Source organism: Paenibacillus sp. OAE614, assembly GCF_040546645.1.
GTDB lineage: Bacteria > Bacillota > Bacilli > Paenibacillales > Paenibacillaceae > Paenibacillus_AQ > Paenibacillus_AQ favisporus.
In genome coordinates, this window is record NZ_JBEPOD010000001.1 from 7,407,822 (window position 1) to 7,420,340 (window position 12,519).

Sequence of the window (12,519 nt, forward strand, 5' to 3'; positions counted from 1 at the left end):
ATAGGCTCGGACCCTAGGAGACGGGAGCGGATAAGCCCTTACAGGATAAGGGAAATTCGTTCCAAAGTGTTGTATTTATATAAAAGCGGTCGTATAATAATACATAATTATTCATGATTTATACAGAAGCGGCAGTAGAGAGGGGAACGCGGGGAATGGGAGAACACGGTACTGGGGAGAAGGTTAGGATTGCGATCGTCGGTTCAACCGGCTACGGCGGGGTTGAGCTGATCCGGCTGCTGCAGGGGCATCCCAAAGCAGTCATTACGTCAGTGATTTCATCATCGAGCGCGGGAACGCCGATTTCGGAAGGTTTTCCGCATTTAACGGATATTATCGTGCAAAATTTGGACGGTACCGATCCGAAGGAAATCGCCGCCAAAGCGGATGTCGTCTTTACGGCTACCCCTTCGGGCGTGAGCACCAAGCTGGTGCCGGGTTTGCTGGAAGAGGGGCTTAAGGTCATTGATTTGTCCGGGGATTTCCGGATCAAGGACGGCGCCACGTACGAAAAATGGTATAAGCACACCGCGCCGGATGCGGCCTACTTGGACCAAGCCGTTTTCGGTTTGTGCGAGCTGTTTGGAGAAGAAGTCGCCGGCAAGGACTTTATTTCCAATCCCGGCTGTTACCCGACGGCTACCCTGCTCGGTCTGGTTCCGGCCATCAGTGCCGGCTGGATCAACCCGAACAGCATCATCATCGATGCCAAGTCCGGCGTATCGGGTTCGGGACGCGGAACGAGCTTGACGACCCATTTTGCGGAAATTAATGAAAATTTCAAAGCTTACAAAGTGAATAAGCATCAGCATATCCCGGAAATTGAGCAGGTGCTCAGCCAAGTGGCTGGTGAGCAGGTGACCGTGACGTTTACGACCCAGCTCGTGCCGATGACCCGGGGCATTATGAGCACGATGTATGCAAACTTGAACGGCGTGTATAACGACGAAGATTTTGTGGAGCTGTACCGGCAGTATTACCAAGGACGGCCGTTCGTGCGCGTGCGCGACACGGGCATTTGGCCGGCGACGAAGGAAGTGCTGGGCTCCAATTATTGCGATATCGGTTTTGCGGCGGATCCGCGGACGGGCCGGGTCACCATTATTTCGGTCATTGACAATATCGTCAAAGGTGCGGCAGGCCAGGCGATACAGAACCTGAATCTGATGATGGGATGGGAGGAGAATCTCGGACTCGGCTATACTCCGGTGTATCCGTAAGCGGGATGAACATAGACATGGGACAATTAACGACGTTTACGCAGGTGAAGGACGGATCGATCGTCACGCCGAAAGGTTTTTCGGCGGGAGGTGTGCACTGCGGACTCAAGAAGACGGATCGCCATGACCTTGGCGCGATCCTGTGCGAGGTGCCGGCCGTGGCTGCGGCCGTGTACACCACGAATGTGTTTCAAGCGGCACCGCTGAAGGTGACGCGCGAGAGCCTGCAGAACGGCACGCTGCAGGCTGTGATCGTGAACAGCGGCAACGCCAACGCGTGCACCGGGCAGCAGGGCGAAGCCGATGCCTATGACATGCGGGCGGCCGCAGCCCGCCACCTGGGTGTGGCGGAGCAGGACGTGGCCGTCGCGTCCACGGGCGTGATCGGCGAGCTGCTCAAGATGGACCGCGTGAACGCGGGCATCGAATCGCTGCCGCCGCGGCTCAGCAGCGCCCATTCGGGCGCGGAGGACTTCTCGCAGGCGATCCTCACCACGGACCTGGTGAAAAAAGAAGCCTGCGTATCGGTGTTGGTGAACGGCAAAGAGGTAACGATTGGCGGCGCGGCCAAAGGTTCGGGGATGATTCATCCGAACATGGCGACGATGCTTGCTTTTATGACGACGGATGCGGCTATTGACCAGGAAGCACTGCAGCAGCTGATGCGGCAGGCGACGGACGTGACATTCAACATGATTACGGTAGACGGCGACACGAGCACGAACGACATGCTGATCGCCATGGCCAGCGGATTGGCGGGGAACGAAGTACTGACGCCGGCGCATCCCGACTGGGAGCCATTTGCCGAAGGGTTTACGTATGTGTGCCGGAGCTTGGCCCAAGCGATTGCGCGGGATGGCGAAGGTGCGACGAAGCTGGTCGAGGTCAGCGTCACCGGCGCAGTCAGCGACCTGTCGGCGCGGGCGATTGCCAAGACGGTCATTGGCTCGAGCCTGGTCAAATCGGCCGTGTTTGGCGCCGATGCCAACTGGGGACGGATCATCGCTGCTGTCGGGCGTGCGGGTGAGCCGGTAAATCCGGAGACGGTCGACATCCGGCTGGGCGATATCAGCGTGTTGGAACAATCGCGTCCGGTCGCTTTTGATGAAGATAAAGCGTTGGCCTACTTGAAAGGGGACACCGTCCGCATCGTCGTGGATCTGAACGGCGGAGCCGGGCAAGCCACCGCCTGGGGCTGCGATTTGACTTATGATTACGTGCGGATCAATGCAGCTTACCGGACATAAGGCGAAGGCAGCTGCAGGGGAGAGTGAATGCATATGAAGACGCTGGAGAATGAGCAGGGCTCCCATATTGGGGCGGATGGCCAGCAGACGTTTGTCATGAAGTGCGGGGGAAGCACGCTGGCGGCACTGCCGGATTCCTTCTTTGAGGATCTGAAGCAGCTGCAGCAGCAGGGCGTGCAGCCGGTCATCGTCCATGGGGGCGGTCCGGCCATTTCGGACAATCTCGCCAAGCTGGGCATTGAAACGGAATTCGTGAACGGCCTGCGCAAGACAACCGAGGACGTCCTAGATGTCGTGGAGATGGTGTTGGCCGGAACGATCAACAAGCAGATCGTGCGGCGGATTCAGAGCACGGGCGGCCGGGCTCTTGGCCTGTCGGGCGTCGACGGGGGACTGATCCAGGCCGAGCCGGTTGCCAACGCAGCCGAGGTTGGCCATGTCGGCGACGTGACCTATGTGGAATCGGCGATCGTTAAAGGCATCACGGCCATGGGCTACATGCCGGTCATCGCACCGGTCGGGGTGGACGCGGCCGGGCAGCGCTACAACATTAACGCCGATACCGCGGCGGGCGCCGTCGCTTCCCATCTGGGAGTCGACCGGATGATCGTGGTCACGGACGTGCCCGGCATCCTGAAAGCCGTGGATGGCGAGAAGCAGGTGCTGCCGTCGGTGACGGTACAGCAAATCGAAGACATGATCGCCAGCGGCGACATTTACGGCGGCATGATTCCGAAAGTTCGGGCCGCGGTGAGCTGCATTCAAGGAGACGTGCAGGAAGTCGTCATCGTGGACGGCAGTGAGCCCCGGGTACTGAGCCGGGTGCTGCAGGGTGAAGTGTTGGGTACCCGCATCGTGCGGGATTAAGATAAGGGCAGGACCATTTTAAGTTTATAGAATACAGGGGCACAGGGAGGGACCTGCGGCTCCGGGAGAAGGAGTGAATAGGGATGAGCGCAAGCGAACAGGCAAGCTCATTGTTTCAGAACTATGCCAGATATCCGATCAGCCTGGTGAAAGGGCAGGGGAGCTGGCTGTGGGACGATAAAGGAAACAAATACCTCGACTTTATGTGCGGTCTGGCGGTGACCAATCTGGGCCATGCGCCGAAGAAAGTGACCGAGAAGCTGAAAGCTCAGCTGGATGAGCTGTGGCATGTATCGAACCTGTTCCACATTCCGAATCAGGAAAAAGCAGCTTCTCTGCTGACGGCGAACAGCTGCGCGGATGCGGTGTTCTTCTGCAACAGCGGCGCCGAAGCGAACGAAGCGGCCATCAAGCTGGCCCGCCGCTACCACCAGAAAGTGAAAGGCACCGGACGCTTTGAAATCATCACCTTCCATCAGTCCTTCCACGGACGTACGCTGGCTACCCTGACGGCAACCGGCCAGGACAAGGTAAAAGACGGCTTCCTGCCGCTGCCTGCCGGCTTCAAGAGCGTACCGCTGCATGATCTGGACGCGCTGAAAGCGGCCATCGGCCTGGACACTGCCGCGATCATGATCGAGATGGTGCTGGCAGAAGGCGGCGTGCTCGTCGTGCAGCCGGACTTCCTGAAGGCAGTGAAGGCGCTGTGCGAGCAGCATGGGCTTCTGCTCATCGTCGACGAGGTGCAGACCGGCATGGGACGTACAGGCAAGCTGTTTGCGTATGAGCATTACGGCATTGAGCCGGATATTTTCACACTCGCCAAAGGCATTGCCAGCGGGTTTCCGGCGGGAGCGATGCTCGGCAAAGGCTATCTGAAAGACGCGTTTACGCCGGGCAGCCACGGCTCCACCTTTGGCGGCACGCCGATCGCAACGGCAGCGATGATCGCCACGATCGAGACGATTCTCGAGGATCAGCTGCCGCAGCGCGCCGCGGACTTGGGCGAGTATTTGATCCAGCAGCTGAACGAAAAGGTGGCTGTGCATCCTTTTGTCAATGAAGTGCGCGGCCTGGGGCTGCTCATCGGCATCGAATGCAAGGAGCCGGTGAACGACATCGTGCTGGAAGGGCAGAAACGCGGTTTGCTGTTCGTGACCGCCGGTCCGAACGTGATCCGCCTGCTTCCGAACCTGTATATTTCCAAAGAAGAAATCGATCAGGCCGTCGGCATGATTGCCGAGCTGATCCATGATCATACCGCAGTAAATAAGGCGTAGCCAGGCAGCATTAGAGCATGCACTGATAAAGGAGGACGTAACGATGTTGAGCCAAACCGGGCTGCTGCAGGATATCGACCTGAAGGGAAGAGACCTGCTGGAGCTCGACGATTATACGCCGGAGGAAATTCAGTACTTGATCGATCTGGCGATCGAACTCAAGCGCAAGCAGAAGAACGGCGAGGAATACCAGCCGCTGAAGGGCAAAACGATCGGACTTATTTTCGAAAAATCATCCACCCGTACCCGGGTATCGTTCGAAGTGGGGGCGTTCCAGCTCGGAGCCCACGCGCTCTTTTTAAGCAAAAACGACATTCAGCTCGGACGCGGAGAAATTATCAGCGATACGGCGCAGGTGCTGTCGCGTTATCTGGACGGCATCATGATCCGCACCTTCGGGCATCACAATGTGACGGATCTGGCGAAATACGCCTCCGTTCCCGTGATCAACGGCCTTAGCGATCTGGCGCATCCGTGCCAGGTGCTGGCGGATTACCAGACGATCTATGAGCACAAGGGCCAACTGAAAGGCCTGAAGCTCGCCTACATCGGCGACGGCAACAACATGGCCCATTCCTTGATGATCGGTGGCGCCAAGCTGGGCGTGAACGTATCAATCGCAAGTCCGGAAGGGTACACCCCGGATCCGGCCGTGGTGAAGGCAAGCCAAGAGATTGCCAAGGAGAGCGGCGCGCAGATCGTCGTTACGCACAGTCCGGAAGAAGCGGTGAAGAACGCGGACGTCATTTATACCGATGTATGGGCCAGCATGGGCTTTGAGGAAGAGCAGAAGGTCCGCGAGGCGGCGTTCCAAAACTATCAAGTCGACGAGAAGCTGGCGCAGCTGGCGAAGGCAGACTACCTGTTCATGCACTGCCTGCCGGCACACCGTGGGGAAGAAGTGAGCGAAGGGGTCATCGACGGCAAAAACTCGGTTATTTTCGACCAGGCTGAAAACCGTCTGCATGCGCAAAAAGCGCTGATGGCCGCATTGATGGGTTAAGATTAGTCAGGAGAGGGAGTTAAGACATGGCAAAAGAAAAAATCGTATTGGCGTATTCCGGAGGTCTGGATACGTCGGTCATTCTGAAGTGGCTCAAGGAAACGTATGATGCCGAAATCATCGCATTTACGGCCGATATCGGACAGAAGGAAGAGCTGGACGGTTTGGAAGAAAAGGCACTGGCTACCGGCGCCTCGAAAGTATACATTGACGATCTCCGCGACGAGTTTGCACAGGATTTTATCTTCCCGATGTTCCAATCGGGGGCGCTGTATGAGGGGCAGTACCTGCTCGGCACGAGCATTGCGCGCCCGCTGATCGCCAAGCGCATGGTGGACATCGCCCGCGCGGAAGGCGCGACCGCGATTGCACACGGCGCAACGGGCAAAGGAAACGACCAGGTGCGTTTCGAGCTGGCGGCTGCGGCCCTGGCTCCGGACATCAAAGTTATCGCTCCATGGCGTCTTGAGGAGTTCCGTAACGAGTTTCCGGGACGCGCGGAAATGATTGCTTTTGCCGAGAAGCACGGCATTCCGGTTACGGCCTCGGCGGCGAAGCCTTATTCGATGGACCGCAACCTGCTGCATATCAGCTATGAGAGCGGCGTGCTCGAAGATCCTTGGTTCGATGCCAGCGCTCCGGAAAATAAAGACATGTACCTGCTCAGCGTGTCTCCTGAAGATGCGCCGGATGAGGCGGAATACGTGGAGCTCGATTTTGTGCAGGGCAACTGCGTCGCCATTAACGGCGAGAAGCTGAACCCGCTGGCCGTAATGGAGCGCCTCAACGAGCTCGGCGGCAAGCACGGCATCGGCCGCGTGGACATGGTGGAGAACCGCTTTGTCGGCATGAAGAGCCGCGGCGTGTATGAAACGCCAGGGGGCACGATCCTGTTCACCGCGCACCGCAAAATGGAGTCGATCACGATGGACCGCGAAGTGATGAACCTGCGCGACAGCCTGATCACCCGTTACAGCACGCTCGTGTACAACGGCTTCTGGTTCGCACCGGAACGTCTGGCACTGCAGGCGCTCGTGACTGAAAGTCAGAAGAACGTGACCGGTACGGTGCGCGTGAAGCTGTACAAGGGCAACATCATCGCCGCAGGCGTGAAGAGCCCGGTCAGCATGTACAACCCGGACATCGCCACGATGGAAGCCGATCCGACCCAAGCGTACGATCAAGGGGATGCTACCGGCTTCATCCATTTGAACGCCCTGCGTCTTAAAGTCGGCACAGGTGTGGCACAGAACAAATAATTTTTCCATGATATAATCAATAGCACAAGCATGTCGTAGGGAGGCCGTTCCTTGTCGGTCACGGGAAGGAGCGGCCCTCTGCTGTCAAGCAAGAGGGGAGAGAACGATAGTGGGCAAACTGTGGGGAGGGCGCTTTACGAAGCAGACCAACCATCTGGTAGACGAATATACGGCTTCGATCGGTTTTGACCAGGCGCTCGCCGAGGAGGATATTCAAGGCAGCCTGGCTCATGTGACGATGCTGGGCAAATGCGGAATCGTTCCGCAGGAAGACGTGGAGACGATCAAGGCGGGACTGCAAACCGTGCTGGACAAAATCCGCCGCGGCGAAATCGAGTTTTCGGTGGCGGACGAGGACATCCATATGAACGTGGAGAAAAATCTGATCGCCGAGATCGGCCCGGTTGGCGGCAAGCTGCATACGGGACGCAGCCGGAACGATCAGGTGGCGACCGATATGCACCTGTATTTGCGCAAGCGGGTCGTCGAGCTGGCCGGCATGCTGCATGAGCTGCAAAAATCGCTGATCGGACAAGCAAGGGACAACCTGGATACGATTATCCCAGGGTATACGCATCTGCAGCGGGCGCAGCCGATTCTGTTCGCCCATCACCTGATGGCGTACGTCTCCATGTTCCAGCGTGATATTGAGCGCCTAATGGACAGCTACAAGCGTATCAACGTCCTGCCGCTTGGCGCAGGCGCCCTGGCCGGGACGACGTTCCCGATCGACCGCCATTTCGTGGCGGAGCAGCTGCAATTTGACCGGGTCTACGAGAACAGTCTGGATGCGGTCAGCGACCGCGATTTTATCGTGGAGTTCCTGTCCCACGCGTCCATCATCATGATGCATCTCTCCCGCCTGTCCGAAGAGCTGGTGCTGTGGAGCAGCACGGAGTTTAACTTTATCGAGCTGGACGACGCCTTCTGTACCGGCAGCAGCATCATGCCGCAGAAGAAAAACCCGGACGTGCCGGAGCTGGTTCGCGGTAAAACCGGCCGCGTGTACGGCAACCTGATGGGCCTTCTTACGGTGCTCAAGTCGCTGCCTTTGGCGTACAACAAGGATATGCAGGAAGACAAGGAAGGCATGTTCGACACGGTGGCCACGCTGGAGGGAGCCTTGCAGCTGTTTGCGCCGATGATCGCCACGATGAAGGTGAACAAGAGCCGCATGCGCGAAGCGGTCAACCAGGACTTCTCGAACGCGACGGACATCGCCGACTTCCTCGTGGGCAAAGGGCTGCCGTTCCGCCAGGCACATGAAGTCATCGGCAAAACGGTGCTGTACTGCATCCAGCAGGGCAAGTACCTGCTTGACCTGACGATGGAAGAGTTCCAGCAGTTTTCGCCGCTGTTCGACGATACAATTTACGAGGTGCTGCGGCCGGAAACTGTCGTGAACGCCCGCAATGTGTACGGAGGCACGGCGACGGATCAGGTGGCGGAAGCGATTAAACGCGGTGAGGTGCTGCTCAGCATGACAGAGCAGTGGCTTGCCGAGCACGTATAAGCGATAGCCGATACCGTAAAGAGTTGGTTGAGTCTGATCTGGGCTTCAATCTGGACTTCAGGCAGACGGACTATTTTTAGCAGCGGAATAATAAATTGCAGATCAGAAATAGCAGATAGAAAAAGGCGCTTCCCTTGTGGAGGTGTCTTTTTTCGTTAGGTCCACCATATTTTTTATTTGCCGTATTTACAACGTAACAATGTTATGTTACATTATTTCTGCGAGGAGGATGTGCAATGAACGAAGAAGAGATTTCCAAAAAGGATCTGCTGGAGCTGACCGGAATTTCCTATGGACAGCTGTACCGCTGGAAGCGGAAAAACCTCATTCCCGAGGAATGGTTTATCCGCAAGTCTTCCTTCACGGGACAGGAGACCTTTTTTCCGAAGCAAAAAATACTGCAGCGCATAGACCGCATTATCAATATGAAGGACGGTTTGTCCCTCGACGAGCTGGCCGATGTGTTTTCGCCGAGCTCCGGTGAAGTATCGATCACCCCCGGCGAGCTTTTACAACGTAACATTGTTACAAATATGACGCTGGATCTGTTTGAACAGGAGCTGGGGAAGCAGGACGTGCTGACGTTCGCCGACATTCTCTCGGTCTATGTACTGGAGAAGCTGCTGAAGAGCGGAGAAATAACCCGGGATGAAGGCAAGATGCTGCTATCCCTCATGCGCGATCATTACGCCAAGGTGGCCAGCAAACCGTGCGAGCTGGCGCTCGTCCGCAAAATGGGCGTGCCGCTGCTGCTGCTAATCGAGACTACCGAGCATGTATATGTGGACCGGGATGCCAAGTGGGTGTTCCGCCTGCCTTTAAGGGGCTGCATCGAGGAATTGAAATTAAAAATCAATCAATCGGAGGTTTGAGGCGATGGAGCGGGAACAAAGACATGACATGTCGATGTCGGGCATCGGGACGGTGGCGTCCGGTGTGTATAAAACGGTTAGGATTGACGGGATCAGCAAGGTGAAGGGAGATATCGACTGCATTACGCTGGATTCCAACGGCACCCTGAACATTTCGGGTTCGGTGCTTGGGGAAACGGTCAAGATCAACGGGACGATGTCGATCGGCGGCAATTTATCGGCCGAACGTCTGATCCTGGACGGCATGGGATCGGTCAAAGAGATGACCCGCTGCAGCGAATCGGCTGCGATCAACGGCCAGGTCACCCTGGAAAAGGGGCTCAACAGCGAGAAAGTGGAAGTGTCGGGCAGCCTGAAGTCGAGAGGGGACGTGCAGTGCGAGGTGCTTTCGGTTCACGGCGGCTTTAACGTGGATGGGCTGGTGAATGCCGGCGAGATCGACTTGAAGATGAGCCTGGCCAGCAAAGCCAAGGAAATTGGCGGGGATCATATTACCGTGCGCCGATTGAAGAAAGCGCCTATTTTGCTGCAGTTGGCCCCGGTCTTCAACAACCGCCTGAAGGCCGATCTCATTGAAGGGGACTTCGTGGACCTGGAATATACCGAAGCGGATGTCGTCCGCGGCAGCGAAGTAAGGATAGGCCCCGGCTGCAAAATCGGCAGAGTCGAATACAAGGTCGACTTCAAGCGGGACGGAGACGCTCAGGTCGGATCGACGAAGCAGATCTGAATCTGCGCTGAAACCAGCTGCTAGGCAGCAATAGAGCAAAGTCCCAACAGGGGTGCATTAGATAACATTCAGGGAATGCTCGGACGACCGGGTATTCATAAGGGAGGAAAAGGTCATGACGGCAAATGGAAACCGCCAAGGGCTTGGCGATATCAAAATAACGGGCAGCGGGAGCTCGGGAGGCGGAACCTTTAACCAGGTCAAAATTATGGGTGACGCGGAAATCAGCAGTACGGCGGATTGCGGGCTGTTTAAATGCCTGGGTACGGCTCAGGTGAACGGCTCCCTGATCGCGGAAACCGCATCCGTCAACGGAACGCTGAACGTCCGAGAGAACCTTCAGGGCGGACTGTTGAAGTCTCAGGGCGAGGTAAGCGTGTCCGGGGATTTGCAGTTGAAAAGCATCAGCATTAACGGCGAGCTGGCCGTCGGCGGCAATGTGTCTTCGGATTTCGTCAAGATCAACGGCGGTCTCCGGGCGGCGTCCGGCCAGACGGAGGAGCTGCTCGTGCGGGGCGTAGTAGAAGTCCCGGGCATGCTGAACGGCGAAAACGTCGAGATCAAAATGTATGGACCGAGCCGGATTGGAGAGCTCGTAGGTGCCAAGATCACCGTCAAGAAAGGGCTGGAGATTCCGCTGTTCGGGAAGATGACTTCCCATTACGACGGCGGGGATCTGAGCGCGGATAGCATTGAAGGCGACGTCGTTTATCTGGAGAACACCAAGGCTGCCGTCGTCCGGGGCAGAAGGGTGAACATCGGGAGCGGATGCGAGATCGGACTGGTGGAATATACGGACGAATTCAAGCAGGACACGGCGGCAAGCGTAGGCCGGTTTGTCCGGCTGGGATAAGATATTTTACAAATAACATAAAGGGGTAGTGCGTGATATGGCAGAGAAAAAGAACAGGCTGGGTCTGATCGTCGCCGGTCTGCTGCTCGGCGTGCTGATCGCCGCGATGGACAACACGATCGTCTCGACCGCAATGGGGACGATTGTCGGCGAGCTGGGCGGTCTGGACCAATTCGTTTGGGTCACCTCCGCCTATATGGTGGCAGAGATGGCCGGCATGCCGATCTTCGGCAAATTGTCCGATATGTATGGAAGGAAAAGATTTTTCGTATTCGGGATCATCATGTTCCTGCTGGGTTCGGCCTTGTGCGGGACGGCGCACAGCATTACTGAGCTGAGCATTTACCGGGCGATTCAGGGAATCGGCGGCGGGGCACTGGTGCCGATTGCATTTACGATCGTGTTTGATATTTTCCCGGTGGAGTCCAGAGGCAAGATGGCGGGCATGTTTGGCGCCGTATTCGGAGTGTCGAGCTTGTTCGGGCCGCTTCTCGGAGCGTATATCACCGACTATCTGGAGTGGCGTTGGATTTTCTATATTAATCTCCCTTTAGGCATTGCAGCCTTTCTGCTGGTGGTGCTGTTCTATCATGAGTCCCATGAGCATTCCAAGCAAAAGATCGACATTTGGGGAGCCGCTACGCTGGTGGGCTCCGTGGTCAGCCTGATGTTCGCGCTGGAGCTGGGCGGCAGCAAATATGCCTGGGATTCACCGGTCATTATCGGACTGTTCGCCGCGTTTGCCGTGCTGATGATCGTCTTCCTGGCCGTGGAGGCCAAGGTGGCCGAACCGATCGTGTCCTACGACATGTTCCGCAAAAGACTGTTCGCCTTCAGCAGCGCAGCGGCTTTGTTCTATGGGGCGGCTTTCATTACCGCAGCCGTGTACATTCCGATTTTCGTGCAAGGGGTCATGGGTGGAAATGCAACTAACTCCGGGTTGATACTACTTCCGATGACACTGAGTTCCGTAGTTGCCTCGCAAGTAGGCGGCATGCTGTCCACCAAAATGTCGTTCCGCAGCGTCATGATCCTATCGGCAGTCATATTCGGCGGCGGCATGCTGCTGCTCGGTACGATTACGCCGGAGACGACGCGGACGATGCTGTCCATCTATATGCTGGTCGCCGGCTTCGGGATGGGATTTTCATTCTCCGTGCTCGGGATGTCGGCCATCCAGGGTGTGGACGCCAGACAGCGGGGCTCGGCCAACTCGACGATTTCCTTCCTGCGCTCGCTGGGAATGACGGTGGGGATTACGATCTTCGGCATCATCCAGCGAAATGACTTCCATGACCGGCTGAGCAGCACCTTGGGCGGAGCTTCCGGCCAGAATATGCCGGCCACGATGGATCCGCAGCAGATGCTCTCGCCGGAGCGCAGAGCGCTTATTCCGGCACCGGTCATGGAGAAGATCAGCAGCGCGCTGTCCGTCTCCGTGGACCATGCGTTCCTGTGGGCCGTGATACCGGCGGCTCTGGCGCTCGTTTCGGTCTCCCTGATGGGCGGATCACGGCTGCAAATGTCCCAGATGGGGCCGGGAGCGCGTAAAGATGGGGCGCATCATTAATGAAACCGTGATTTGAAAGCTTGCATTGTTGGAAGTGAGGAAGCTGGGGCGTGCCCTGGCTTCTTCTTTATTTTGGCAGGTGATTGCAATTCATGGTGCTTGTTT

Annotated in this window: 11 protein-coding genes; all 11 read left to right on the forward strand. The window is 57.0% G+C overall.

Annotated features, from left to right (window positions below; all coding sequences use genetic code 11):
- Nucleotides 1–155 precede the first annotated feature (155 nt).
- The 11 genes from argC to ABIE48_RS33875 all read left to right on the forward strand — a co-directional run bounded on the left by argC (nucleotide 156) and on the right by ABIE48_RS33875 (nucleotide 12,414).
- Nucleotides 156–1,220 (forward strand): N-acetyl-gamma-glutamyl-phosphate reductase, encoded by a 1,065-nt coding sequence (argC, locus tag ABIE48_RS33825; RefSeq protein WP_192716921.1) that lies wholly within the window; start codon nucleotides 156–158, stop codon nucleotides 1,218–1,220.
- Between the two features lie 17 nt (nucleotides 1,221–1,237).
- Nucleotides 1,238–2,467, forward strand: coding sequence for a bifunctional glutamate N-acetyltransferase/amino-acid acetyltransferase ArgJ (argJ, locus tag ABIE48_RS33830; RefSeq protein ID WP_192716670.1), 1,230 nt, complete (start codon nucleotides 1,238–1,240; stop codon nucleotides 2,465–2,467).
- Between the two features lie 33 nt (nucleotides 2,468–2,500).
- Complete coding sequence (gene argB / locus ABIE48_RS33835) at nucleotides 2,501–3,334, forward strand: acetylglutamate kinase (protein WP_089549760.1); 834 nt, start codon at nucleotides 2,501–2,503, stop codon at nucleotides 3,332–3,334.
- Nucleotides 3,335–3,417: 83 nt separating this feature from the next.
- On the forward strand, nucleotides 3,418–4,614 hold the full coding sequence (locus tag ABIE48_RS33840; protein WP_192716669.1) for an acetylornithine transaminase: 1,197 nt from the start codon (nucleotides 3,418–3,420) through the stop codon (nucleotides 4,612–4,614).
- A gap of 46 nt (nucleotides 4,615–4,660) precedes the next feature.
- On the forward strand, nucleotides 4,661–5,617 hold the full coding sequence (argF, locus tag ABIE48_RS33845; protein ID WP_192716920.1) for an ornithine carbamoyltransferase: 957 nt from the start codon (nucleotides 4,661–4,663) through the stop codon (nucleotides 5,615–5,617).
- A 26-nt stretch (nucleotides 5,618–5,643) separates the two neighbouring features.
- The gene (locus ABIE48_RS33850) at nucleotides 5,644–6,876 is read left to right on the forward strand and encodes an argininosuccinate synthase (protein WP_192716668.1); all 1,233 of its coding nucleotides are present in this window, start codon (nucleotides 5,644–5,646) and stop codon (nucleotides 6,874–6,876) included.
- 109 nt (nucleotides 6,877–6,985) lie between these two features.
- Nucleotides 6,986–8,389, forward strand: coding sequence for an argininosuccinate lyase (gene argH / locus ABIE48_RS33855; RefSeq protein WP_089549762.1), 1,404 nt, complete (start codon nucleotides 6,986–6,988; stop codon nucleotides 8,387–8,389).
- A 236-nt stretch (nucleotides 8,390–8,625) separates the two neighbouring features.
- A complete protein-coding gene (locus ABIE48_RS33860; RefSeq protein WP_192716667.1) occupies nucleotides 8,626–9,261 on the forward strand; it encodes a YhbD family protein in 636 nt (211 codons plus the stop codon).
- 4 nt (nucleotides 9,262–9,265) lie between these two features.
- Entirely contained in the window at nucleotides 9,266–9,991 is a 726-nt protein-coding gene (locus ABIE48_RS33865; protein WP_192716666.1) for a polymer-forming cytoskeletal protein, read from the forward strand.
- A gap of 115 nt (nucleotides 9,992–10,106) precedes the next feature.
- Nucleotides 10,107–10,844 (forward strand): cytoplasmic protein, encoded by a 738-nt coding sequence (locus ABIE48_RS33870; protein WP_192716665.1) that lies wholly within the window; start codon nucleotides 10,107–10,109, stop codon nucleotides 10,842–10,844.
- Nucleotides 10,845–10,881: 37 nt separating this feature from the next.
- Nucleotides 10,882–12,414: an MDR family MFS transporter gene (locus tag ABIE48_RS33875; protein ID WP_076174539.1), complete on the forward strand. Its 1,533-nt coding sequence runs from the start codon at nucleotides 10,882–10,884 to the stop codon at nucleotides 12,412–12,414.
- Nucleotides 12,415–12,519 lie beyond the last annotated feature (105 nt).